Here is a 21013-nt window from a genome sequence, read left to right on the forward strand (position 1 = left end):
CTCAACACAGTGTGCGCCCGAAGAGACTCGAACTCCCAACCTTCTGTTCTGTAGCCAACGAGGGCTATGAGGACTTCTGGACCACCGAGCGGGCGCTGGTCTGGCTTGAATTCTACTGTCAGGGATTCCCTGACAGTGAATCGACGTACTCCGGCACGGTGGCATCGTGAGCCGTCGAGCACGTCGAGAGCGCGACACGCTCGAATATCTGAGTGCCGCACGGAGGTTCATCCGACGCGCTGGTGAGCGTGTAGCCGACGCCGACGAGTTCGAGCTAGCTGAGCTTGTCGAGCTGCGTGGCGCTCTAGAGGACGCCATCCGTGTTGCCATCGCCGGACAGCGGTCCTACGGCCGCTCATGGGCGCACATAGGCGATGCGCTCGGGATCACCCGCCAGAGCGCGCAGGAGCGCTACGCCGAGAAGGTGCCCGCGTGATCCTCGTGGGGATCTGCATCGCCGTGTCGATCATCACGTCGCTTGGATCTGTGCTGCTGTGCCTCGTACCCATGGGCGCTACCCGTGCCCGTCGAGCCGCCCACCTAGTAAATGGGAGCCGTGATGCCTGATCTGCTGAAGACCAAGGACGTGAAGGCCCGCAAGCCGCACAGCTGTGAGACGTGCAACATGACCGCCATCCAGCCGGGAGAGACGTACAGCCGAGACACGTACGTCTACGACGGGCGCATATACGACTGGGTGCAGTGCGCTGCGTGTTCGGCGCTGTGCGGCATCGTCTTCGCGTGGGCGGCGTACCCAGACGAGGGCGTCGGCCGCGACGACTACACGGAGTGGGCGCGTGAAGTCGCCGCCGATGACACGCTCGAAGGCGAACGCGCGCGCTGGTATCTGGCGCGTACCGGTCAGCCCACCGACCACGTGGATGGGAGCCGAGGGTGACTACCGCTTGCCCGCCCAGGATCGAATGGTCATCCGGGTCACGCCGAGCGATCGAGCAACCGCCGCCTCGGCGTGACCCTCGGCGAGCGCTTGGAGTGCTGTTTCGCGCGCTGCCTCGGTCGCGCTGTCGAGGGACGCGCGAGCGCGCCGGAGGCGAGCCCCGGCGCGCTCTAGCTCGTCAGTCATGCGACGAGCATCTCACGGGTGCCGTTCCACTTCGCGAAGCATTCGTTTGCGGCCTTGCGGGCGGCTGCCTCGGTGAACTCGGTCTTCCAGGTCATCCGGCGACGCTCAGCGGCGCGCTTGACCAGGTGCGTGTACTCGACAGTGAAGATCGTGCGTCCGGTGTAAGCGACCTCGCGGTAGATGTCAACGCGGGTCGAGGTGTCGGCGGTGGTAGCGGTGGCGATGCGGTGGCTGCTCATGTATCCCACTATACACCTAAGTCTGTATATGTCTATACACAATCTGAGGAATTTCCTCGCCGAGGAAGAGCAGCATGAGCCGGACCACCCAACCGTCCGATTCGGCGGCAGACCGTGGCTGAGCACGAGATCGAGGTCATCATGTGGGCATGCAAGGTCTGCGGCAAGCCCGTCACGACCGAGGCGATAGGCGAGGACTCTCACCGCTGGGTGCATCTGCCCGATTCGTCCGATCTGTCGCAGGAGGTAGACCGTGGCTGAGGGCACCTTGCCAATGGTCCCGGCTCCCGCGCGGGCGCTCTGCGATGCGATGGGCTGGGACTCGTACCCCGGGCGCACGAGTGAGGGTTTCCCGCACGGTGGGCAGTTGGCAATCGAGGTGCTGGACGAGCTTCGACAGGCGGGCTGGCAACTTGTCCCCATCGAGGCATCCGCTCCGGAGGATCTGGGCGTGATCTTCCGTGACTGGCGGACCAATAGGCCGCTGCCAGGTGCACGGGGCCGCTCGAAATAGCTAGCCAGGGCTAGCTAAGCCGCAATTTCTGATATCAGTTCTGCATCCGAGGCGACGCTGGGGCGTGTGTGCTGTGACGCTTCGGATCTAAGATCCAACAAACGGGGGACAAATGTTGACCAAAGAATGGTCGGAAGCCATCGAGGGCTTCCTGGCACACGAACGCGCAGGCGGGAAGCGCACTGACACGAACCGCGCCCGCCGCGAGCATCTACAGCATCTCGCGCGCCGCGTGAACGTCGGCCCGTGGGGGGTCAGTGCTGACCTTCTCCTCGACTACCTCGCTGCCCAGGAATGGGCTGTAGAGACACGTCGCGGCCGACGCACGTCGCTCGCCCGGTTCTACGACTGGGGCGCGTACAGAGGGCTCGTGACCGTGAATCCGGTCGAGTCGGTGCCGAAGGTCAAGATGCGGGAGGCGCACGCGCGCCCAGCTCCCGACAGGGCGTATCACGAGGCGCTGATGGCGGCGCGGCCGCGCGAGAAGCTGATGCTTCGCCTCGCCGCCGAGGTCGGGATGCGCCGGGCAGAGGTCGCCCAGGTGCATACCAAGGATCTGATCGAGGACATGGTGGGGCACTCGCTGATCGTGCACGGCAAGGGCGGGAAGACGCGTATCGTCCCGCTGCCCGTGTCGCTCGGTAGGGCGATCCAGCACGCCGAACCGGGCTACCTGTTCCCCGGCCGCGTCGACGGGCACCTATCGGCCCGCTACGTGGGCAAGATGCTCGCCGCGCTCATCCCCGACCACTGGACGATGCACACTCTCCGGCACCGGTTTGCCGCGAAGCTGTTCGCGCTCACCAGCGACGTGCTCATGGTCCAGGAGACGCTGGGACACGCATCCGTATCCACCACACGCCTCTACATCCCACGCGACGGCGAACGCGCCCGAGCCGCCATCAACGAACTAGCCGGATAGGACACCCGCCCATGAAACCGTTCTTCTTGCCCACTCAGCTCATCATCCTGTGGATCATTGCTTTGGGGGGCTTGGCGTCAGGTGTCATCACAGCCCTTGTGCTCGCCAGCAAGGCTGGGGACTACTACGCAAGCGAAACGGACCTAGCCGCCCTCGCAACGTGGTCAAATTTCCTCGTCATCGTCGGCGTCATCGCGCTCGTCGGCGCGCTCATGCTCTCAGGCGTGCGCGAGATGATGCGCGTGCTCGGTCAGCGCCCGAGTGAAGTTGCGACGACACTCCCCCACACGGACGCTGACGGCCTCTAGAGGTCGGCGCGGAGGGTTCCCTCTGGGAGGGGCTGGCCGGTGCGATCAGCGGATGTAGGGTCGATCGGCGGGGACTGCGCTAGGAGGTTGGTGAGGCGTTCATTCTCAGCCATCAGACGCGACGTGTTGCCATTGGTCTGCTGCTGAATCGTCTCGATCTTCTTACCCTGCTGCCCGAGCGCGGCGAAAGTCCCGGCACCCACGGTGACGATCCCGAGGAGCTGCACAGCGAACGCGATGAATGTCGCTGTGGCATCCGGGCGGAAGAGAAAGATGAGCACCCCGCCGATCGTGAACAGGCACGCGAGGAGCGCGAAACATATGAATGCCGTGGTCCGGTTCACTTGGCACCACCACCATCTGTTGCGATAGCCCCGCCGAGTTCCTGGCGCACCATGAGGCGCGCCCAGGCCTTGTCGTCGGGGGTGAAGTCGAACGCTTTCACGAGCGCTCCGCCGAGTTCCTGGCGCACCATGAGGCGCAACCAGTCCTTTTCGTCTGTGCTGAGGGGCATGTCGGTTTCCGTTTCTCCGGCAGGGGCGCCGGTGTCGTATCGGTGGTTGTCTCGGTCGGGGAAGTACTCGAAGTGCCACGGCTCTACGAGCGCGCCGTTGCGGTAGACGGTCTGGTACCAGCCGTGGTCGTTGAGGAGCCATACGAGGTCGGTGTCGTCGGTGTCGATCGCGTAGCCGAGGCAATGCACCGACTCGTCAGCCGGTAGGCCGATCGGTGCCCATGGTGCCCACGGCCCGCCGCGCTGGAAGGCGAGCCACGCCTGATACTTGCGCGCGTTCTCGTCGGCGTCGGCAGGGGAACGCCACGCCTCATTGATGTCCATGCGACGCCCCCAGGCATCGAACATGACCGCATCGATGCGGGCGAGAGATGCCGCCGCGGGGGCTGCAAGTCGTCCGCGCCCGTAGCCGATGTCTACGGCGTCACCGTACGCGAGGAGGGCGCTCATGCTCGCGCCCCTTCTAGGGTGTCCAGCCGTGCCAGGACGCCATCGAGCCCGACCTCTGCCTCGGTGAGCCGGGCTTCGTGGTCCTGCACGATCGGGAGGAGCGCGAGCGCGAGTTTTTCGTAGTGGACGCCTGCGGGCAGGCCCTCGGCGTCGTAGTAGACGAGCCACGTCAGACCCAGTGCGTCGAGGTCTTCGGCGATCAGACCAACCTCGATCGGGGCGTCGCGGCGGAGCGGGTCGGTCTTGTCGAACAGTTCGGCCCGGTATCGGAAGGTGACGACTTGGATCGCGAGGAGCGCCTGGAGGTTCGGTGCCCAAGCTTTGATTTCCTTCTTGGCGCGGCGCGTGGACGGGCTCAGGCCGATGCGCCCCGAGGCATCGCGGTAGACGGCCACGTAGCCGGATACCACGGACGACATGCCGCTGTTGAAGATCGACCCGGACACACCGAGGTTGGGTACATCGAGGTTGCCGCTCATGGTGTCGCCTGACTTCGCGACACGGCTGGAGAGGTCGGGCGCTCCCGGGATGTCGGTGAGGTAGGCGAGGGTGTGCGGGAACGCGATGCCAGGCGCTTCGAGCGAGATGCGGTCGAAGCCGGGCGACGTGAATTTCAGACCGCCTGGCGCGCCGCTCGCGCCCACCGCGTCCCAGGGTGCGGCGAGGTTGGTGCGGGCTTGGGCGGCCGTGCTGCCGCCGTGCCCACCCCGTGTCACAGGGAGGAGAATGCCGGGCTTCCAGTAGGTGTGACCGTTGGCCAAGTAGTCCGCGACGCGGTTGATGTATTCCTCGAGGTCGGCTGCGAGGCCCGCGCCGGGTACCAGTGTCATTCCGGCGAGTACGGCGTCAGAGCCGGGTGTAGGCGTGAGGGGCACGGTTTCCTCCTAGAGCGAGTTGATGGTGCCGGTGAGGCTGTTGATAGTGCTGGACAGGAGGTCGATCGCGCCGAGGGGCGTGTCGGTGGTGCGGGTGACGATGGTCATGCGGTCGTTGTCGAGGTTGTAGGTGATGCTGCTGGTCTTACCGACCTGCGCGGGTGCCCCGTCAAGGAGCCCGGTGATGGGTTGCTCCGCGGCGGCGGTCCAGTCCGCGACGGTTTCGACTGTCACGTCACGGCCCCGGCCCTGTGCCCGCTGTACGGCGTACTGGGAGCGGCCAGGGCCGGGGTACGGGGTGTTCAGCTCGACGCGGTTCACGCGCGTCGGGGTCGCTGTGAGTGCCCAGGCGTCCACGGCCTCGCGCTGCTCTCCCGCTTCGGTCCAGCGATGTCGAGTGACTTGCCCGTCGAACCACAGGCCGTCGCGGGTGAGGGTGTCGGTGGCGTCGATCAGGTTGACGGCGTGGCGGACAGTGAGGTTTCCAGGCGCGGTGTACCCAGCCCCCCTGAGGGTCCACGTGCGCGTTTCGTCACAGACGAGCCGATAGCCGGCCGCTTGGAACAGGGGCACCAGAAACTCCAGAGCGGACTGACCAGCCCGCCACGTGAACGACTCCGGCGACCGCTCCAGGATCGGAACACGCGTGGACGTGGAGGCGTTCGCACCACCGGAACCCCACTGGTAGTTGTACCCGCCGCCCGTGGAGCTGCCGTGGAAGAACGGCACCATGCGCGAATCGCGGTACAGCATCGGGGCGTCCACGGCGAACTGGTCAGCGGCGGCGACCGCGTTCTGCCGGATGAACATGTAGACCTTGGTCGCGCCGGGAGGAGCGGTAACCGTGATGCCGAGGCGCGTCCATGTCGAGTAGGAGATGCCGATCGGTATCGACGTGAAGTCGCCCATGAGCGCTCCCGCGTCATTGGTGAACCGCACGAGGATGCTGCACGTGCGTGTCGTGGTGCCCGTGTTGGCACGCACGTACGCTGACGCCGTGAAGGTCTCTTCTGCGCGGCACGCGGGCTCGTTCGGCACCTGGAGGAAGCTCGCGCCCGCCGCCGAGGCGTTCCACACCACGGACGCCGAGCCCTGCCACGGTGACGATCCCGACGTGGCGACGGCACTCGTCCCGCCTGCAGCCAGGTATCCCGTGGCCGTATCGGCCTGAGGGTTGGTGACAAGGTTCGTGATGGACCAATAGGGGGTGAGGTCGGCGTCACCCGCGGGGGTGCTGGCGAGCGTCGCGCCGATGCCTGCGGTCGTGAGCACGTAGTTGATGACGGAGCGGAGTGAGCCCGCCAGTGCGAGTGTGTTGGTGTCGTCGGCCAGCGGGGCGTAGTCGCCCAGTAGCGCCTCATCGGAGGCGACAGCGAGCGCGACCGTGCCGTCGCGGTGCGACACCGACCGCTCTCGCAGGGTGAGGTCGAACGTCCGCGATTGGGTACCAGTGGGGAACGCCGCGGCCACGCTCACCCGTACGCGCTTACCGAGCCGAGGATCGAGCGCTGTGAGGGTCGAGAGGGCGGGGATAGCGATCGTGAGCGTCCCCTGCACATGCGGGGCGGTGGCTTCGTCCAGCTTGATCGAGCCGCCCTTGACGCGCAGAGCAATGTCGGGAGAGCCGATGAGAGCGGCTGTGTAGGTGTGCGCCGATCTCATGCCGTCTCCTGATATCCGAAGGTGACGATCCAGGCGTTTCGCGTGGCGTCCTCCAGCTCGCGACGTACTGTGCCTACGACGACAAATGGCATCGCAACTGTGGCGCGGTCGGTGCTCGCCAAGCTCCCGACACCGACCGCCGCCAGGAGCGTTTCTGCGGCGCGGGAGCTGCCCTCACTGCCGGTGTCGGAGAATCCAAGCGACAGCGTGCCTGAGCGCAGGAGCGCCGGGCGCAGGGTCACATCAGGAGACTCAGCGCCGAGGATCGGGTGCACGATGTTCTGAGCTGCGCGCTCAGACGAGTAGCCGAGCACAACGGTCGGGGCAATGGTGCTCGCACCAACAGTGATGATGTCGGTCACTGCAACGCCACCTTTCCGTTGCGCACAATCTCCCCTTCGAGGTGGACCACGGGTCGCCAGTTGTTGATTTGGGAGCGAGCCCGGGACAGGTCGAGGTCTACTCCGATCGTGAAGTCACGGAAGTTCAGAAGGTCCTGCAACTGACCGTTGATCCCCGCGACCTTGCCCGATGCGATATCGAGTGCACTGTTCATGCTCGCGATCGCAGCAACAGTGTCCTTCGTTCGCTGGGTGGCGTTGTCCTGCTCGCGCTGCGCGTCGGTGAGGAAGTCGAGCATGGTGCCGTACTTCGCGTTGATGCCGTCGATCACCACGGACTTGTCTTCGAGAGACCGCTTCGAGTCCTGGACTTTCTTGATCTCTTCGTCGCGCTTGCCGTTGGTGATGGTGAGGATCTGCGACTGGGCGTCGGCTTCCCCAGCCATGGCCCGACGTACGAGCTGCTCGTCTACGCCGAGCTGTATGGATCGTTCGTGGGCCCGGTTGATGTCGTCCGTGCTCTGGGCGATGAGGTTCTTCTGTACGCGGTCTGCGGTGACGAATGCCGCCCCGTCCTCCACCATGGCGTTGTACATGTCCTGGACGCGGGTCTTTGACTCTTCGGACGCGGTGATCCAGTTCTGGAGGAACGCACCGGCTGCTGCGCCGAGGATGGCGATGGGGATACCGATCCCCGGCGTGAGCGACGAGGCCAGGCCACCCGTGAGACCCTGCACGCCGTCCGCCATGCCCTGCATGTCGCCTTGGAATGAGGAGGCAACTTCGGAGAAGTTCTGAACGGCTTCATCTTTGAACCCGCGCACGTTCTCGCTGGACGACTCGAATGCCTGTTTGCTGTCCGCTTTCATCGCGGTGCTGGCTCGGTCGCTTGCGCGCATCATGTCGCGGAACGATGCTTCGAGCTTGTCGCCCGCTTTGGCCCCGTCAGTCGCCACGTCATCGAGCGAGTCGGATACCCCGTCGAGGGCTTTGGCGAGTTCCTTGACCTTGTTCTGTGCGGCGCGGGTGTTGGCGTCGATGTCGATGGTGGGCATCTGGTCCTACTTCCCGTCGAGGGCTTTGACGATGAGGCGGGTGGCGTTGTCCACCCAGAGGTCGGTGATGATCGGGATGATTGCGAGTGAGGCAGGCCCCAAGACGTAGCCCCTCGCGTTGCGTGGTCGAAATTGGGGGAGACTCGAACCGTGTTCGATCGGTTGCCAGCCGGTCGATAGGTTCAATCCCCCGCTGAGCCGCCCGCGCTGGGCGGTGGCAAGCTGCACGCCACGCTTGTTGACTGTTGCGGTGGCGGTGGCCGCGAGTGCCTGCTCTTGGCGAGTCGCGGCGTGCCTGCGGGTTTCCTTCGCCCATGCGGGTGCGATGGTGCGTTGCGGGTCAGCCGTTGTGCCGTCCTGGAGGCCTTCCGAAAGCCCCCGGACGGCGTTCCCGAGCTCGCGCATCTCGCGCCGGTTGGTCACGTCCAGGGGCATGGCGGCTGGGCTTACGCGGTGGCGAGAACGGGCTGGCCGACGCACTGGAGCGTGACGCTCGCGGTCGCTACCGTATCCAGCGCGCCGCCGATTGCACCCGGCTGGATCACGGCAGTGATCGTGAACGTGGGGCCGGTGGTGGTCGGCTTCTTGGGCTTGAAGGTGATTGCCTTCTGCTGGCCCGCGTTGGTGAGGAGATACTGGGCGAGCGCGTTGGTCGTGGCCCAGTCCTGCGCGTAGTCGATGGTGAGCGCCCATTCCGGGGTGCCTGCGAGGGGGATGATTGCGGAGGGGGTCATCCCTTTCCACTTGACATCCGGGGTCTTCGGATCAAGCTGCACCTTGGCGACGGATGCCTCGTAGTTGTCGGTGCCGATCACGAGTACGCAATCGTTCAGGATGATGGGGGCGGGGACAATGCTTGCCATGGTGGTCAGTCCTTTGCGATGAGGGTGAGTGGGATGCGGTAGCAGAGGCGATCGACGTAGAGGCCAGACACGGCAGGCTCGTGGGTGTGGCGCGTGCCGAGGTAGTCCAGAACGGCGGGCACGAGGATGTCGAGTTCGTCGGCGGCGAGGTCCATGTCTTCGTGGGACGAGATGATCGTGATGTGCATCCCGTAGCCGCGATGACTGAGCGGCACTTCGGGGAGCCGCCCCAGGCTCTTCTGCTGGATGAGCGCAGTGGGCTGCACGGGAGGATCAATGTTGCGCTCAGTGGCGAGCACCCGCACTCCGACGAGGCCAGTGATACCGGCCCAATCGGTGGTGAGTTGTGCGGCGAATCCGGCACGGACGCTAGTAGACACGGGGGCTCACGTTCGTCGGCCGGATGATTGATTGGATGGTCTTGTCGAGCGGGCGAGGCGTGTACGAGAACTCCCCGCCGATCTGCCCGTCGCCGCCCGCGCGGCCCGCGTTCCACAGGTTGCGAGCCTGCTGGAGCTGCGCGTAGACCAGATCGTCGGGGGGCGCGCCCGTGAAGTCCTGGACGGTGCCCCAACGGCTGAGGTCGTCGGCGGCGGGAGAGTAGGCGATGACTTGCGTACGGGCGACGCTGAGGAGGAGTCCCAACGCTTCGAGGTTCATCAGCGGCGCGTCGTTCCACGCGGCCTTGAGCCTGTCTTGCGCGGGCTGTCCCGTCGCGCTGTACCAAGTGCTTGTCATCGCCTACGCTCCCAGCGGCCTAGGCCAGGCGCTTCCAGGTCACGGTGCCGTCCGTGACGTTCGCGCCCACGGCGGGGTTGGTCGGCGCGGCGGCGCCGGTCGTGCCCGCGTTCAGCGCCTGGAGCGTGGCCGCACCGTTCTTCATGTACTGGCCCGTGACGACTGCGGTCGTCGCGGCCCATGCGTCGGCGGTGCCGATGGTCACGAACGACTCCGGGCGCTTGGTGAACGTCTGGAAGTAGCCGTGCGTGGCCTTGTCGATGCCGCCTCGGGCGAGGTCGATGGCGTCGATGACGAGCGGCCCACCGGCGAGCTCGTCAAAGTCGATGCCCATCTTGGAGCCGACCGTGACGGATGGGGTGCCGATGATGCCGTTGTCACCGTTGACGGCGATCACGTTCCCGAGCTGCCCGATTTCGGACTGAGGCACGTTCAGTGCCGACAGGGCGAGGGTGATGAACGCGGGGAGGTTCTGGTCACCACCGACCGCGTAGGCGATCTGCTCGAATGCGAGGTCGTTGAGGATCGCGAACGTGGGCTGGTCGCGGCGTCCGTCTGCCTTGCGCTTGCGGACAGCGAGGATGCCCTGGATCAGCATGCCGAGCGCGGTCGTGCCGTTGGTCGTGTAGATCGCGGGGTACGTCTTCGCGGCGACCGGTGCCCCCGCTGCGGCGAGGATCGTCTCGCGGGCGAGCCGGTCGGACCAGAAGAGGTAGTCCTCGATGATGAGTTGCAGGAATTCCTGCACCACTTCCCATCCGCCCGGGAGGTCGTAGAGGGACCGGTCGATGTCGTTGCCGACCGCGAACCGGTAGAGGAGCGAGCCGACCGTGGACGAGTCGCCACGGTACCCGTTGATGGGCTGCTTGTTGCCCACCCAGGTACCGTCCTGCGGGCCGAGGGGGGATGCTGCGGTGCCTCGCACGACCTTCATTCCGAGCTTGCCCGCCGCGCTGATTTCGGTGCCGAGGTTGCAGAGCTGCGCGTACTCACGCACGTACGGGATGCCCTGGTACAGCTTGCCGAGCCAGTTGGGTCGGAGCGTGTTCGCGCCGGGGAGGGTGTTGGTGCCGGACATGGTGATGTCCGCGATAGCGGCGAGAACCTGCATGGCGTCGGCGTCGCGCGGGTTGGTGCGGAGAGACGCGAGCGCGGCGAGCACCTGTCGGGAGTCGTCGGCCACGACACCTGGGGGTTCCGTGACGACCGCGGCCGGGAGGCCGTTGATCGCGACCGGGACGGGGGCGGGGGGTGCGAGGACGGGGGCGGGGTCCACGGCCGGGGCCGCGACGGGAGCCAGGGGCTCGGGCATGGTGTTTCCTCCTGTTGGTTCCGCCACGGCGGGTGCCGGGTCGGGGGTTTGGATCGGTTCGGGGTCGGGCGTGTCGGCGGCGAGCACCATTGCTCCGGCGAACGCGCCAGCCGGGACGAGCGCGGAGCCCCAGAGGCGGGCGTGACCGGCGACGAGCTTGCCCGCGCGGATCACCACGGGGCCGAACTCTGCCGAGAGCCGCTTGCGCTTGCCTGCGGGCGAGATGGCGTCCTGGAGGGCTGCGTCTCCGGCCGGGGTGCGAACGATCGACCACGAGGCGTAGACGCCGTCTGCCTGCTCCCAGACGCGCATGCCGCGACCGACGTTCTGCCACGGGATGTGGTCGGTGTTGATGCCGAGGAATGACGGGTCTGCGGTGGCTTCACTGATGTCCACGGTTCCCGGTTCGACGGTGAAGCGTCCCTGGTTGGTGCGGCCCTCTTCGTTGAACGGGATGAGTCGGCCGCTGATGGTGCGCTCTTCGAGGTTCGCGAGAACCTGACCGCCCTCGATCTGCACGTTGTTGTCGGTCATGGTCAGTCCTCCCGAGTTGGGTTGGTGTTGAGGTTGGGCGCGGCGAACTCGCCGGTGAGGTCGGCGCGGATGCTCAGGCCTGGAGCCACCACGTCGTCCATGGACATGCGCGCTTCGAACGCGGCGACAAATCGTGACGGGAGTCCGAAGTCCCAGAGTTCGGAGCGGTGTGCCCCGCCGACATCCGAGCTGTAGTGCATCTCGGTGCCGCCGCTCCCTCCCTGCTTGAGCCCTTCGAGGAGCCCCGCGGGCATCGCTGTGTGATTGGCGATGTCGAGGCGGACGGCATTGCGGCCCGTCTCGTACAGGTCCACGGCAGTCTGTCCTGGCATCTCGACGGGGAACTCTGCGACTTTGAGCGCGACGCCGCCGTTACGGCGTCCCTCTACCCACTGCGTCTGGTAGAACTTCTTCTCGGTATCGGTCCACCGCTCCCACACGTCGCGGGGAACGCCAAGGATGGTGAGCGGGATCGGGTTATCCAGGCGATCCTGATAGGCCGCTTCGATCGCGCGGGCTTGCTTGAGGGTGTCCGCGCCGTCCGCCAGTAGCCCGTTCTCGCCGTACCCGATGATGATGGGCCGCGCCCGGTACTCGACCGGCACGGCCTCATCGAGCTTGATCGTTCCGTCAGGGTTGACGCTCCACATGCCCCAGGGGACATGGATCTTGTCTGTCATCTCCGCGTTGAATGCGAGGCATCCCCAGCCGTAGAAGAACCAGTCAGACGCGAGGCCGTGGTGGGCGTTGTAGACCGGGACGCCGCTGTGCGTGGTGGTGAGCCACGAGGGCTGGTGGACGGCCCGCGTGGTATCGGCCATCACGTAGAACGGGATGCGGGCGAACATCGCGCAGACGATGCCGTGCGCTCGCTTCACGCCGGGGATGCGGAGCGCGATGCTCTTGGTCATCACCACGGGCTGCTGGGCCAGGAGCCCGCCCAGCGCGTCTTGGGCGACGAGCTGCACGAGCGAGTCTTGCGACGTGTAGGGCGAGAGCGGCGTGAGCGTTCCGGGGATCACGGGCACGCCGTAGTCCACGTCCTTGTTACGTCCCCAGAGGCTGAATCCCACGTTCAGACCATGCGGACGAAACCTCAGATCGTCAGAATCACCCGCGTGTCGGACTTCCGGCGTGCCAGGCTGTTGCGCTCGTCGCGGGCGTGACGCTGATGCTCGTCCTCAGGGTGCACCCGCTCCTCGTGCAGGCAAGCGGCATCCCATGCGTCGTCCTTGTGAAATCGGAATGCGCGCCAGTATTCACATTCAGTGCAGTAGACGACGATGCCGGTGGACGAGCTGTCTAGCTTGATGGTCATGGTTCTCCTAGTCGTTCCACTGGATGGCGTCGGCCGGGGTGAGGCTCTGAATGGGCCGGTCGGGGAGTGCGTCGAGGGCGAGCGCTACGGCCTCGAGAGGGGTCACGTCTGCGCCGTCGTCGCCCTTGGGCAGACCGATGAGGAACCCTTGCCCTACGGATCGGCGTACGGCGATTGCGGCTGCCTTCTCGATGGGTGCTTGAGCCCAGTGCCACACGGTGCCTGCCTCGATCGCGGCGACGAGCTGCGCGGCGGCGACCTTCGCGTCACTGAATTGGTAGGGGGTGAACTCGGGCCGAGGGTAGGCGCGTGCGCTCAGGCGCTCGATCGCGGCGCGGGTCTGGCTGGCCCCGTGGTCGTACACGATGGGTGCGTTGAGGCGTCGCGCGAAGCTGAGGAGTATCTCTTCGATGCCCTCCATGTCGCGCTGGTGGTGCACGAGCTTGAAGCCGATGTGTGGCTCGGTGACGGTTGCGCCGTCGAGTTCCCAGGCGGCGGTGGCGAGGTCGGTGGGGCCGGTGACGTGCCAGGCTACGGCGATGGAAACCCAGAGGCCGTGCGGGTGGATGGCGAGAGCGAGCGCCGCGTCGGTGATCCCCTCGGGGGGCTCGCCGGGCTGCATACCCTTTTGCCATCCGCTCGCGCTGAACAGGGTGGTGGTGCCGTGTTCGTCCCCGAAGTGGCCGAGGTATTCGCGCGCGAACAGGGCCGCACCGAGGTCAGGGAAGTTCTCTCCGATGATGGCGAGATTGGTGAGCCCGTCGAGGCCGGGGTGGATCGCGTCAGTGATGTCGCGAACCCCGCCTTCCCACGTCTCCAGAGAGTCGGGGTCTACGTCGTCGGGCACGCCGTAGCGGAGCACGCCGGCCGATTCCATGTGGAGCACGCGCCAGAAGTATGAGCCCGTGCGGTATCTGCCACCGGTGCCAGCGATCACGAGCTGCGCGTTGGGGCCGCGGGTGTCGAACGCGGGAACGACGGCAGACACGACGATGGCCCACTTCTCGGGCTCGGGCTCGCCGCCCTCATCGAGCACGAGGAGGTCGTATGCGCCGGATCGGATCGCGTCACCCTCAGGCGAGAGGATCGCGAGCACACTGCCGTTGTGGAACTCGATGCGCTCGAAACCGTTCGAGTTGATGAGCTTGACGGGGCGTGTCTTCGGGTTGGGCCATGCACGCTCGATCGGTCCGACCAGATCGAGACGGAACCGTTCGGTGGTCTTCTTGGCGGTCGTCATCATCGAGTACCCGGCCATGTACACGGGCCGCATGTAGCAGCGACCGAGGAGCACGCACCAGAGACCGGTGGTCTTCGCGGATCGGCGGGGTTCGAGGATCGCGTTACGGCGTCGACCGGCGTTGAGCACGTCGGCTTCTCGGAGCATCTGCGGTTGCAGGTTCCCCAAGAGTGAACCGCCTAGGTCGGGCGGCACGATGAGGTCAATCAGCCATGCGCCGATCAGAAACTCAGCGCGGGTGCGCTCGGTGGTGAACATGGGCGTGCAGTCGAGAGGGGTCCGGCCGGACTCCCTGAGAGTCACCCAAGCGTCGTGGTCCAAGAGGGGATGGGTCCGCACTTGAAGTGGGAGCCCAGCCAGCTCACCCTCTGAGAGAGAGGGAGACTTCAGAGCTGTTCTACGAGCTGGCTCAGCCTCAAAAAAAACCGGCGATGCATCGGTCACAGATTCCATGTGGTGGTCCCTCCGGTCGGTGCGCGTCGGGCGTGGCTGATGGATGCGGCGATGGCTCCGCCGTTGGCTCGGTTGCCTTCGCAGTACGGTGTGGCGTGGCGGTGCTCGGGTGCGAGGTCGGTGAGGGCTGAGCCGACAGCGCCGGTGCGGTGGCCAGCGTCGAATGGTTGGCCGGGTGTGATGTCACGGCCGCATCGCCAGCATGTGACGGACTCGCCGCGTGCGTGGATGGCGAGCACGCGCCTACGGAGGATGCGGGCGTTGCGCTTGTACTGCGGCGTCTGGTGCTTGGCGATCACGTTGTGGCCTGCCGATGCCGCTCGCCCTCACGGCTGTATCGCTGGTGCGTCAGGTGCCACCACCGGCACGGACACTGGTACACGTACAGCGTCTCGGGCACGATGTGCGCACGGCGTAGATGCTCGGCGTGAGTTGCCCCCGCCAGTACTGCATCGTCGGCGGTCAGGTGTCGTTGCTTGCTCGGTGTCGGGCAGAGCTTGGCCCGTGACGCACGACGGCTCACCGCTTGCCCCCGTCAGTGACGAGCAGGATCAGGCCAAGCACGGCGGCGACAACGCACCAGAACTCGATCACCCAGTAGGCGATCATGCGTGCAGCCGTTCCATGAGCGCGCGATCGAGAAGACGCGCATGGTCGGCCGTCATGCGCCTACCGGCGTCGAGGAACGCCCATGCTGCATCGAGGTAGTCGGGGCCGTCTTCCACGAGGCGAGTACGTGCCCCGTCGAGCGTTGCCGCGCACTCCGCCGCCGCCGTTGCGAGGCGCGTGTAGCCGATCGAGTCAGCCGCGCGGGCGATGTCGCGGCCGCTGTGCACGAGGTCGGACAGGGCGATGATGCAGGGGCGGGTGATACTCATGAGTGGGCTCGCTCTCGGAACAGGGCCAGGTCGGCCGGGGTGTAGTTGGGGCCGGTGCGCGACACATCGCCGTGCCAGGTCTGCCGCCCGTCGTCGCGCAGGGTGCATCCGTCGCACCACCCGCTCAGAGGGTCGAAGTGGTGCTCGTGCTCAGCCATGAATCTCAACCGCCGAGTTATCCACAGGTGCAAGTGAGATGGCGCTGTGAGATGAGGTTGTTCCTGGCTCTTGTTCCTCGTTGTTCCTTGGTATTCCTGAGGGGCAGGTTGCATCTGGGTTTGGGGCCAGGTCCGTCCTGGGTTTGGGGCCAGGTTCAACCTGGGTTTGAAACCAGGTCCGTCCTGGGTTTGGGGCACGCTTGGCAAACTCGGACGTGGACCGAGATGCGATCGCGTCGAGACGGATCGCGTACTCTGACCGCCGTCCATTCCGGCCCATGCTGATGCGGTCCACTGCGCCGATCGCAACGAGTCCAGCGAGGGCGACCCGCACTGCCTCGAACGCTGCCGCGCGCTCGCGCTGGTCAGCTTCGTCGCCGTATCCGTCATCGACCACGCGGCGACCGATGGCGAGGGCTGACGCCTCGCGGGAGTCGAAGTAGCGGGGCGTGGTGTCGTCATCGAGCGCCGTCATCGACATCCAGCCCAAGAGCCTGAATTCGTTGGGTTTGAGCGGGATGTCGAGCGCGTAGAGGTACGCGAGCTTCACAAGTCGCACGCCCATCAGCCGTACATCTCCACTTCGCGCTGAGCGATCCAGATGCGCTCGAAGCGCGCGAACGTCACGCGCGGATACCGCGCCCAGTGCTCCACGAGTTCTTCCGAGGCGTAGGCGTAGGCGCGGGCGTCGGAGCCCATGAACAGTGACAGCGGATCGATCCCCGCCGACCGACCACGCTCGTTCAGGAGAGCATCGCGGCATGCATCAGCGGCACGCTCGTACGCGGCGTACAAGGCGAGGTCGAACTCGGCACGGCACTCACGCCATTCAGCGAGAGCGTTCTCGAAGTGCAGGCTCATCGGTGCGCCTTGCCCCGAGTACGGTTATCTTGCATGCGGCTCAGGTTAGAACCATGCGTGCGAGACACGCCACATTGGATTGATTGCGGCGTGTCGTGATTTCTAGCCTGGGATCAGCTATTCTCGTGCCTATGACGACACAGCTGAATGACACCGGCCTGGCGCTGGGCGCTCGCGTGCGCGTTGCGCGCGTGGCGAGCGGAATGAAGCAGAGCGAGCTAGCTGCGGAGTGCGGGGTGTCGCGCGCGGCTATCGGGCAATGGGAGGCAGGGCTTACCGAACCTTCCGCGTCGAAGATGTTCGCTATCGCTCGTGCAACGAATCAGCCCCTCGACTGGTTCGCCGAGGGGCTGGATTCGGTTACGGTGCGCCCGAAGAGACTCGAACTCCCAACCTTCTGATCCGTAGTCAGATGCTCTATCCATTGAGCTACGGGCGCGCAGCCTGCGCGCGAAACGGCGAGCAGGCCAGCGACCAGGTTACCCTACGGCGCGTCAGCCCGCGAATCGAGCCACTCTCGCCGCGAGACGCGGCGTCGGCACCGAGAAAACCGCCGCGAAGGTGCCCGCGCCGCGTCTCGCGCGCTCCGGCACGGGGTCAGGCCTCTGACTTGGGCCGGCGGCGAGCCTGGGACGCGAGCCGTGACAGGTCGACGAGGCGCAGCGCCTGCATCCGGGCCTCGCGCATGCGGGCGTAATCGGGGTCGGCGTCGGCCGTCATGCTCTCGACCTGGAGCCGGCGCTGGAGATTGCCCTCGACATCGCCCCACGCCGCGTCGCGCGCGGCCTCGACGAGCTGCGCGACCGCGTCGGGATCTGCCGCGAGGGCACGCAGTCGCTCGGCGACCTTGACGTACTGCGAGTGGCGCTTGCGCAGATTGCGGGTATCGCGGTCGCGATAATCGTGCGTGCCGTCGGGATCGGAGAATTTGCCCCACGCCGACTTGCGCTGCTTCTTCGCGAGCGCGGCCGCCTCCTCCTGCTCGGCGGCGAGCGACCGGAGCGTCTCCTGGGCGAATTCGCCGACCTGGGCGGCATCGAAGTCCGCGCCGCGTGAGATCGTCTCGACAAGGATGTGGTTGCGCACCGCCAGCCGCGCAGCGGCGGACGCGATCGACACGCCCTCGCCGACGGCATCCGAGCTCTTACCCATGCGCGACCCTCTCCGCTACCGAGGGTATCGGGAGGCGCGTCAGGCGCGGACGGGCTCGATGTACTTCGACGACCCGAACCCGAGGACGAGGTAGCCGACGAACGAGAAGAGCCACAGCAGGAAGAATGAGAAGGCGCCGCCCTTGCCGAACGCCGACCCGAGTTTGAAGGCCACGATGAGGCCGAACACGAAGCCGACGACCGGGATGATGTAAAGCAGCGTCAGCCACATCGACATGCCCGCGATCTTGACGAGGTAGAAGACGTTGACGATCGGGATGATCCCGAGGATGCCGGGGAGGCCGGCCTTCTGGAAGATCCGCCACAGGGCGACGGCCATGAGGCCGTAGTAGACCAGGCCCACGACAGTCAGGATCGCGGTGTGTTCGACACTGATCGGGGCGATCCCGGCGGATGCCGGGGCGAGGGCGAGGTTCATGCCGCTCATCCTACGGGCGCGGTGCGCGTGGCCACGGCGCTCCCCGGATCGCTCAGCCCTGGAGCTTGGCGATCACCGCTGCCACGCGGCGGGCACGCGTCTCGGCGGCCTTCGCCGACTCGACGCTCGTCACGTGCGCCTTGCGGTGGCTGGGCGCGAGAGCATCGAACGCCTCGCGCAGGCCCGCCTCGGCGAGCGCGGTCGCGAGGTCGCCGGGCACTTCGACCGTGCGCGGGGCATCGTCGAGCTCGATCTGGACCGTGATCGGGTCGCCGCCGCTGAGCCCGGTGGCCGCGCGCTTGTCGGAGCTGAACGGGATCAGGAACTTTCCGCCCATCACCCCCACCGTGCTGGCATACGCGAAGCCGTTGACGATGACCTTCACGGCGGGGCGCTTGCCACCGCCCAGCTCGTCGATCTGCTGCGGGGAGACCTCGATGCCGGTGTTGTTGCCCATGGCGAGCAGAGTCGTATCGAACTTCATGCGCACGAGTGTGCCACGGATGCTTGCGGTGGTCGATCTGCGAGGGATTGTCAAGCCCCCCATCCGCCGTGGACGGGCGTCGTATTTTCGGATGGACACCTTCACTCGCCTGTACGAAAGGAGCGCACCATGGGAATCCTGGATGACGCCAAGGAAGTCGCCGACACCGCCGGCCGCAAGATCAAGGACGCGTTCGAAGACACCACCGACCGCATCGGCGACAAGGTCGACGAGGTCAAGGCGGACGCCGAGGTCAAGAAGGCCGAAGCCGACCGCGACTCGGTGCAGAAGCGCAACGAGATCAAGGAAGAGCTCCGCGACTGATCCACACATGCCCCGGCCCATCGGGCCGGTCTGAGATGCGGAGGGCCCCTGGGAATACCCGGGGGCCTTCTGCTGTCCACGGACCGATACCCATCCGATGGCGTGGATGCTCCGAAGAACCTGTATACGCGGCATCCGCCGCTCGAATCTGGAGGTCGCTCATGCGCCAGTCACCGAACCGCCTCGTCGCTGTCATCTTCGGCGCGGTCTATGTCCTCGTCGGTCTGCTCGGCTTCGCCGTCACCGGCGGCGTCGGCTTCATCGCCACCCAGGGCGGGCTGCTCCTCGGAATCTTCGAGGTCAACCCGCTGCACAACGTCGCGCACCTCCTGATCGGCGCTGCGCTGCTGATCGCCGGGATCGCCTCGACCCGCGCCGCGAAGGGCGTCAACATCACGATCGGAGCGGTGTACCTGCTGCTCGGCATCGTGGGCTTCTTCCTGGTCGGCACGGCGCTGAACATCCTCGCGCTGAACACCTTCGACCACTTCCTGCACCTCGCGAGCGCGATCGTGCTGCTCGGTGTCGGGCTCGCCGCTGACCGCGGCGTGCGCACGTCGGTCGCCGGTCAGGTCGCCTGATGACCATCGGCGCCCCCATCGCTGCACGGAGCGGCCGGCGGATCGCTGCGCGGACGGATGCTCAGGCATCCGCCCCCGTGGCTCCCGACGCGGCTTCGACACAGCCCGCCCCCTCGACCGTCCCGGCGCGCCGGACGTCATCGTGGCCGGCTGTGGCAGCGTGGGGCGCCGGACTCCTCCAGCTCGCACTGGGCGCCGGGGCTCTCACCGGGGCGGGAGGGAAGGTCTGGCTGGGGGTAGCCGGGGCCACCCTCGTGATCCTCGGAGCCGGCGAGCTGGTGTGGGGGGCCGCGGCGCTCGCGCGGGGACGCATCGTCGTTCCCCGCGTGGGTGTCGCGGGGGCCCTCGTCGGGATCGTCGCGGCCACGGCGACACTGATGCTGGATCCTGAGCGGACCAGCATCCTCGCCGTGGCCGCGACATCCCTCCTTCTCATCTCCGTGGGGGTCGGCTGCGGCATCGCTCTGCGACGCGGCCTCCCGGGTGGTGACGTGCGCACGGGCCTTCTCGGCCTGTTCGTCGCGGCCGTGCTGGTCGCCGGCGTGGTCACTCCCGCGCTCGGCGCGACCGAGGCCGGGCGAAACGCCCCGAGCCACAGCGGCCACGACCTGGTCTTCAACGAGCACCAGCACTGACCCGGGCACGATGTGCGCCCGGGCCTTCCCGTCCGTTCGCAGGGAGAGCTGTGACGGGTGAGGCGCCTGGGGCGCGACACGCCGAATCGACTCGACGTCTCCCTGCAGATGGCGCGGAGAGCAGCCTCAGCCGATCGCGGAGATCCGCCAAGAGGCTTCGGACGACTCGTCGGGGCCGAGCACGATCAAGCCCGTATCGAACGGGTACGCATCGGCGTTGAAGGCATCGGGCGCGCACGTCATCGGCTCGACGGCGAGCCCGATGCGGTGGAAGGGATGCCCGGGCTCGATGTCGGCCGTGTGCACCTGCACCCACGGGCACGACGCACCCCAGACCATCGCGACGCCCTGGCCCGCCGCATCCGTCACGCGCACCTCAGCGCGGCCGTCGGCACCGCGGGCGAGCGCCGTGAAGGCGTGGTCTATCTCGGCGGCCCCGATCTCGTGCGGGGCGCGGAAGTCGAATCGCCGCGGATCGAGGTCGACCGGCTCCAGAGCGATGGGGGCGAGACGGTCGGGCGTGACGGCCAGCACATCGGATGCCGGCAGCGACAGCGTCCAGCTCTCGAGCGGTGAGTCGCCCGCGCGCAGGTAGGGGTGCGGGCCGGTCCCCCATGGTGCTGCGGTACGGCTGTCGTTCGTCGCGGTCACGGTCTGGGTCAGCCCGTCGGGCCCGAGCGCGTACGTCGTCTCGATCGTGATGCGCCAGGGATACCCCGCCTGCGGCTCGACGACGGCCACGAGGGTGACGTGGCTCGGGCCCTTGTCGGCCACCGTGAAGTCGAGCCAGCCTGCGAGTCCGTGAAGGGCGTGCCCGCGCTTGGGCTCGGTGAGCGACAGCACGTAGTCCTCGCCCCCGAACGAGTACCGTCCGTCGACGACCCGGTTCGGCCAGGGCGCGAGGGTCGCGCCGCGGAACCCGGGCCTTACCTCGTCGGCGCCGAACGGCACCACGAGGTCGCGACTCGCGTAGGTCAGCGAGCGCAGGCTCGCTCCCACGCTGGCGATGACGGCTTCGTAGTCGCCTGCGCGGATCGAATGCTGGGTGCCGGATGCCGGTATATGAGCCACGGGAATCGA

Annotated in this window: 35 protein-coding genes and 1 tRNA gene; 10 read left to right on the forward strand and 26 right to left on the reverse strand. The window is 66.7% G+C overall.

What is annotated here, in order from left to right; translation table 11 throughout:
* The first annotated feature begins 166 nt into the window (after positions 1–166).
* Positions 167–436, forward strand: a complete 270-nt coding sequence (locus F6B43_RS18275) for a hypothetical protein (protein ID WP_150450452.1) — start codon at positions 167–169, stop codon at positions 434–436.
* A gap of 123 nt (positions 437–559) precedes the next feature.
* Positions 560–898, forward strand: coding sequence for a hypothetical protein (locus F6B43_RS18280; protein ID WP_150450453.1), 339 nt, complete (start codon positions 560–562; stop codon positions 896–898).
* Here the strand turns inward: F6B43_RS18280 and F6B43_RS18285 are convergent, their stop codons facing one another.
* Positions 899–1084: a helix-turn-helix domain-containing protein gene (locus F6B43_RS18285; RefSeq protein WP_150450454.1), complete on the reverse strand. Its 186-nt coding sequence runs from the start codon at positions 1082–1084 to the stop codon at positions 899–901.
* Entirely contained in the window at positions 1081–1323 is a 243-nt protein-coding gene (locus F6B43_RS18290; protein ID WP_150450455.1) for a hypothetical protein, read from the reverse strand. Before F6B43_RS18290 ends, F6B43_RS18285 begins: the two co-directional genes overlap by 4 nt.
* A 114-nt stretch (positions 1324–1437) precedes the next feature.
* On the opposite strand from F6B43_RS18290, the gene F6B43_RS19685 reads away from it, so the two are divergent.
* From F6B43_RS19685 to F6B43_RS18305, 4 genes are all read left to right on the forward strand, one after another.
* Positions 1438–1584, forward strand: coding sequence for a hypothetical protein (locus tag F6B43_RS19685; RefSeq protein WP_170285739.1), 147 nt, complete (start codon positions 1438–1440; stop codon positions 1582–1584).
* Positions 1577–1837, forward strand: a complete 261-nt coding sequence (locus tag F6B43_RS18295) for a hypothetical protein (RefSeq protein WP_150450456.1) — start codon at positions 1577–1579, stop codon at positions 1835–1837. The genes F6B43_RS19685 and F6B43_RS18295 overlap by 8 nt, the downstream gene beginning before the upstream one ends.
* Positions 1838–1949: 112 nt before the next feature.
* Entirely contained in the window at positions 1950–2759 is an 810-nt protein-coding gene (locus tag F6B43_RS18300) for a tyrosine-type recombinase/integrase (protein WP_150450457.1), read from the forward strand.
* An 11-nt stretch (positions 2760–2770) separates the two neighbouring features.
* A complete protein-coding gene (locus F6B43_RS18305; RefSeq protein ID WP_150450458.1) occupies positions 2771–3067 on the forward strand; it encodes a hypothetical protein in 297 nt (98 codons plus the stop codon).
* On the opposite strand, the gene F6B43_RS18310 is transcribed toward F6B43_RS18305, so the two are convergent.
* The 19 genes from F6B43_RS18310 to F6B43_RS18395 form a co-directional block, all read right to left on the reverse strand.
* A complete protein-coding gene (locus tag F6B43_RS18310; protein ID WP_150450459.1) occupies positions 3064–3411 on the reverse strand; it encodes a hypothetical protein in 348 nt (115 codons plus the stop codon). The genes F6B43_RS18305 and F6B43_RS18310 overlap by 4 nt on opposite strands.
* Positions 3408–4031 carry a M15 family metallopeptidase domain-containing protein gene (locus tag F6B43_RS18315; RefSeq protein WP_150450460.1) on the reverse strand — a complete coding sequence of 208 codons (624 nt, stop codon included), beginning with the start codon at positions 4029–4031 and terminating at the stop codon, positions 3408–3410. Before F6B43_RS18315 ends, F6B43_RS18310 begins: the two co-directional genes overlap by 4 nt.
* Positions 4028–4906 (reverse strand): tail fiber domain-containing protein, encoded by an 879-nt coding sequence (locus F6B43_RS18320; RefSeq protein ID WP_150450461.1) that lies wholly within the window; start codon positions 4904–4906, stop codon positions 4028–4030. The genes F6B43_RS18315 and F6B43_RS18320 overlap by 4 nt, the downstream gene beginning before the upstream one ends.
* Before the next feature lie 9 nt (positions 4907–4915).
* A complete protein-coding gene (locus F6B43_RS18325) occupies positions 4916–6568 on the reverse strand; it encodes a hypothetical protein (RefSeq protein ID WP_150450462.1) in 1653 nt (550 codons plus the stop codon).
* The gene (locus F6B43_RS18330) at positions 6565–6930 is read right to left on the reverse strand and encodes a hypothetical protein (protein WP_150450463.1); all 366 of its coding nucleotides are present in this window, start codon (positions 6928–6930) and stop codon (positions 6565–6567) included. Before F6B43_RS18330 ends, F6B43_RS18325 begins: the two co-directional genes overlap by 4 nt.
* On the reverse strand, positions 6927–7964 hold the full coding sequence (locus F6B43_RS18335; RefSeq protein WP_150450464.1) for a hypothetical protein: 1038 nt from the start codon (positions 7962–7964) through the stop codon (positions 6927–6929). The genes F6B43_RS18330 and F6B43_RS18335 overlap by 4 nt, the downstream gene beginning before the upstream one ends.
* Before the next feature lie 6 nt (positions 7965–7970).
* On the reverse strand, positions 7971–8399 hold the full coding sequence (locus F6B43_RS18340) for a hypothetical protein (RefSeq protein ID WP_150450465.1): 429 nt from the start codon (positions 8397–8399) through the stop codon (positions 7971–7973).
* An 11-nt stretch (positions 8400–8410) separates the two neighbouring features.
* On the reverse strand, positions 8411–8827 hold the full coding sequence (locus F6B43_RS18345) for a hypothetical protein (protein ID WP_150450466.1): 417 nt from the start codon (positions 8825–8827) through the stop codon (positions 8411–8413).
* A 5-nt stretch (positions 8828–8832) separates the two neighbouring features.
* Positions 8833–9207 (reverse strand): hypothetical protein, encoded by a 375-nt coding sequence (locus tag F6B43_RS18350; protein WP_150450467.1) that lies wholly within the window; start codon positions 9205–9207, stop codon positions 8833–8835.
* Positions 9197–9565 (reverse strand): hypothetical protein, encoded by a 369-nt coding sequence (locus F6B43_RS18355; protein WP_150450468.1) that lies wholly within the window; start codon positions 9563–9565, stop codon positions 9197–9199. Before F6B43_RS18355 ends, F6B43_RS18350 begins: the two co-directional genes overlap by 11 nt.
* 19 nt (positions 9566–9584) lie before the next feature.
* The gene (locus tag F6B43_RS18360) at positions 9585–11411 is read right to left on the reverse strand and encodes a hypothetical protein (RefSeq protein WP_150450469.1); all 1827 of its coding nucleotides are present in this window, start codon (positions 11409–11411) and stop codon (positions 9585–9587) included.
* 2 nt (positions 11412–11413) lie between these two features.
* Positions 11414–12484, reverse strand: a complete 1071-nt coding sequence (locus F6B43_RS18365) for a hypothetical protein (RefSeq protein WP_150450470.1) — start codon at positions 12482–12484, stop codon at positions 11414–11416.
* 23 nt (positions 12485–12507) lie between these two features.
* Positions 12508–12729, reverse strand: coding sequence for a hypothetical protein (locus F6B43_RS18370; protein ID WP_150450471.1), 222 nt, complete (start codon positions 12727–12729; stop codon positions 12508–12510).
* A gap of 7 nt (positions 12730–12736) precedes the next feature.
* On the reverse strand, positions 12737–14227 hold the full coding sequence (locus F6B43_RS18375; protein WP_150450472.1) for a hypothetical protein: 1491 nt from the start codon (positions 14225–14227) through the stop codon (positions 12737–12739).
* Positions 14228–14409: 182 nt separating this feature from the next.
* Complete coding sequence (locus F6B43_RS18380; protein ID WP_150450473.1) at positions 14410–14721, reverse strand: hypothetical protein; 312 nt, start codon at positions 14719–14721, stop codon at positions 14410–14412.
* A 306-nt stretch (positions 14722–15027) separates the two neighbouring features.
* Entirely contained in the window at positions 15028–15300 is a 273-nt protein-coding gene (locus tag F6B43_RS18385) for a hypothetical protein (protein WP_150450474.1), read from the reverse strand.
* Entirely contained in the window at positions 15297–15458 is a 162-nt protein-coding gene (locus tag F6B43_RS19690; RefSeq protein ID WP_170285740.1) for a hypothetical protein, read from the reverse strand. Before F6B43_RS19690 ends, F6B43_RS18385 begins: the two co-directional genes overlap by 4 nt.
* On the reverse strand, positions 15451–16023 hold the full coding sequence (locus F6B43_RS18390) for a hypothetical protein (protein ID WP_150450475.1): 573 nt from the start codon (positions 16021–16023) through the stop codon (positions 15451–15453). Before F6B43_RS18390 ends, F6B43_RS19690 begins: the two co-directional genes overlap by 8 nt.
* The gene (locus F6B43_RS18395) at positions 16023–16319 is read right to left on the reverse strand and encodes a hypothetical protein (RefSeq protein WP_150450476.1); all 297 of its coding nucleotides are present in this window, start codon (positions 16317–16319) and stop codon (positions 16023–16025) included. The genes F6B43_RS18390 and F6B43_RS18395 overlap by 1 nt, the downstream gene beginning before the upstream one ends.
* 131 nt (positions 16320–16450) lie before the next feature.
* Between F6B43_RS18395 and F6B43_RS18400 the strand changes: the two genes are divergently transcribed.
* Positions 16451–16720 (forward strand): helix-turn-helix domain-containing protein, encoded by a 270-nt coding sequence (locus tag F6B43_RS18400; RefSeq protein ID WP_150450477.1) that lies wholly within the window; start codon positions 16451–16453, stop codon positions 16718–16720.
* On the opposite strand, the gene F6B43_RS18405 is transcribed toward F6B43_RS18400, so the two are convergent.
* The 4 genes from F6B43_RS18405 to F6B43_RS18420 form a co-directional block, all read right to left on the reverse strand.
* A tRNA-Arg gene (locus tag F6B43_RS18405) sits at positions 16686–16758 on the reverse strand. The two genes, F6B43_RS18400 and F6B43_RS18405, sit on opposite strands and share 35 nt — an antisense overlap.
* A gap of 158 nt (positions 16759–16916) precedes the next feature.
* Complete coding sequence (locus F6B43_RS18410) at positions 16917–17471, reverse strand: asparagine synthase (RefSeq protein WP_150450478.1); 555 nt, start codon at positions 17469–17471, stop codon at positions 16917–16919.
* Positions 17472–17510: 39 nt separating this feature from the next.
* Entirely contained in the window at positions 17511–17909 is a 399-nt protein-coding gene (locus F6B43_RS18415; RefSeq protein WP_246160050.1) for a DUF5684 domain-containing protein, read from the reverse strand.
* A 52-nt stretch (positions 17910–17961) separates the two neighbouring features.
* Positions 17962–18393 (reverse strand): YdeI/OmpD-associated family protein, encoded by a 432-nt coding sequence (locus F6B43_RS18420; protein WP_150450479.1) that lies wholly within the window; start codon positions 18391–18393, stop codon positions 17962–17964.
* 129 nt (positions 18394–18522) lie between these two features.
* Between F6B43_RS18420 and F6B43_RS18425 the strand changes: the two genes are divergently transcribed.
* From F6B43_RS18425 to F6B43_RS18435, 3 genes are all read left to right on the forward strand, one after another.
* Positions 18523–18717: a hypothetical protein gene (locus F6B43_RS18425; protein ID WP_150450480.1), complete on the forward strand. Its 195-nt coding sequence runs from the start codon at positions 18523–18525 to the stop codon at positions 18715–18717.
* Between the two features lie 161 nt (positions 18718–18878).
* Positions 18879–19298 carry a DUF4383 domain-containing protein gene (locus F6B43_RS18430; protein WP_150450481.1) on the forward strand — a complete coding sequence of 140 codons (420 nt, stop codon included), beginning with the start codon at positions 18879–18881 and terminating at the stop codon, positions 19296–19298.
* Positions 19298–19933 (forward strand): hypothetical protein, encoded by a 636-nt coding sequence (locus F6B43_RS18435; protein ID WP_150450482.1) that lies wholly within the window; start codon positions 19298–19300, stop codon positions 19931–19933. The genes F6B43_RS18430 and F6B43_RS18435 overlap by 1 nt, the downstream gene beginning before the upstream one ends.
* 126 nt (positions 19934–20059) lie before the next feature.
* Here the strand turns inward: F6B43_RS18435 and F6B43_RS18440 are convergent, their stop codons facing one another.
* Positions 20060–21004 (reverse strand): aldose 1-epimerase family protein, encoded by a 945-nt coding sequence (locus F6B43_RS18440; protein WP_246160051.1) that lies wholly within the window; start codon positions 21002–21004, stop codon positions 20060–20062.
* Positions 21005–21013: the final 9 nt, after the last annotated feature.

The organism is Microbacterium rhizomatis, from assembly GCF_008710745.1.
Classification (GTDB): Bacteria; Actinomycetota; Actinomycetes; order Actinomycetales; family Microbacteriaceae; genus Microbacterium; species Microbacterium rhizomatis.

Coding starts and splice junctions, on each gene's coding strand:
- F6B43_RS18280 (WP_150450453.1), top strand. CDS start 560: ATGCCTGATCTGCTGAAGACCAAGGACGTGAAGGCCCGCAAGCCGCAC.
- F6B43_RS18285 (WP_150450454.1), bottom strand. CDS start 1,084: ATGACTGACGAGCTAGAGCGCGCCGGGGCTCGCCTCCGGCGCGCTCGC.
- F6B43_RS18290 (WP_150450455.1), bottom strand. CDS start 1,323: ATGAGCAGCCACCGCATCGCCACCGCTACCACCGCCGACACCTCGACC.
- F6B43_RS18300 (WP_150450457.1), top strand. CDS start 1,950: ATGTTGACCAAAGAATGGTCGGAAGCCATCGAGGGCTTCCTGGCACAC.
- F6B43_RS18305 (WP_150450458.1), top strand. CDS start 2,771: ATGAAACCGTTCTTCTTGCCCACTCAGCTCATCATCCTGTGGATCATT.
- F6B43_RS18315 (WP_150450460.1), bottom strand. CDS start 4,031: ATGAGCGCCCTCCTCGCGTACGGTGACGCCGTAGACATCGGCTACGGG.
- F6B43_RS18325 (WP_150450462.1), bottom strand. CDS start 6,568: ATGAGATCGGCGCACACCTACACAGCCGCTCTCATCGGCTCTCCCGAC.
- F6B43_RS18335 (WP_150450464.1), bottom strand. CDS start 7,964: ATGCCCACCATCGACATCGACGCCAACACCCGCGCCGCACAGAACAAG.
- F6B43_RS18340 (WP_150450465.1), bottom strand. CDS start 8,399: ATGCCCCTGGACGTGACCAACCGGCGCGAGATGCGCGAGCTCGGGAAC.
- F6B43_RS18345 (WP_150450466.1), bottom strand. CDS start 8,827: ATGGCAAGCATTGTCCCCGCCCCCATCATCCTGAACGATTGCGTACTC.
- F6B43_RS18355 (WP_150450468.1), bottom strand. CDS start 9,565: ATGACAAGCACTTGGTACAGCGCGACGGGACAGCCCGCGCAAGACAGG.
- F6B43_RS18360 (WP_150450469.1), bottom strand. CDS start 11,411: ATGACCGACAACAACGTGCAGATCGAGGGCGGTCAGGTTCTCGCGAAC.
- F6B43_RS18370 (WP_150450471.1), bottom strand. CDS start 12,729: ATGACCATCAAGCTAGACAGCTCGTCCACCGGCATCGTCGTCTACTGC.
- F6B43_RS18375 (WP_150450472.1), bottom strand. CDS start 14,227: ATGTTCACCACCGAGCGCACCCGCGCTGAGTTTCTGATCGGCGCATGG.
- F6B43_RS18385 (WP_150450474.1), bottom strand. CDS start 15,300: ATGAGTATCACCCGCCCCTGCATCATCGCCCTGTCCGACCTCGTGCAC.
- F6B43_RS19690 (WP_170285740.1), bottom strand. CDS start 15,458: ATGGCTGAGCACGAGCACCACTTCGACCCTCTGAGCGGGTGGTGCGAC.
- F6B43_RS18390 (WP_150450475.1), bottom strand. CDS start 16,023: ATGGGCGTGCGACTTGTGAAGCTCGCGTACCTCTACGCGCTCGACATC.
- F6B43_RS18395 (WP_150450476.1), bottom strand. CDS start 16,319: ATGAGCCTGCACTTCGAGAACGCTCTCGCTGAATGGCGTGAGTGCCGT.
- F6B43_RS18400 (WP_150450477.1), top strand. CDS start 16,451: ATGACGACACAGCTGAATGACACCGGCCTGGCGCTGGGCGCTCGCGTG.
- F6B43_RS18410 (WP_150450478.1), bottom strand. CDS start 17,471: ATGGGTAAGAGCTCGGATGCCGTCGGCGAGGGCGTGTCGATCGCGTCC.
- F6B43_RS18415 (WP_246160050.1), bottom strand. CDS start 17,909: ATGAACCTCGCCCTCGCCCCGGCATCCGCCGGGATCGCCCCGATCAGT.
- F6B43_RS18420 (WP_150450479.1), bottom strand. CDS start 18,393: ATGAAGTTCGATACGACTCTGCTCGCCATGGGCAACAACACCGGCATC.
- F6B43_RS18425 (WP_150450480.1), top strand. CDS start 18,523: ATGGGAATCCTGGATGACGCCAAGGAAGTCGCCGACACCGCCGGCCGC.
- F6B43_RS18430 (WP_150450481.1), top strand. CDS start 18,879: ATGCGCCAGTCACCGAACCGCCTCGTCGCTGTCATCTTCGGCGCGGTC.
- F6B43_RS18435 (WP_150450482.1), top strand. CDS start 19,298: ATGACCATCGGCGCCCCCATCGCTGCACGGAGCGGCCGGCGGATCGCT.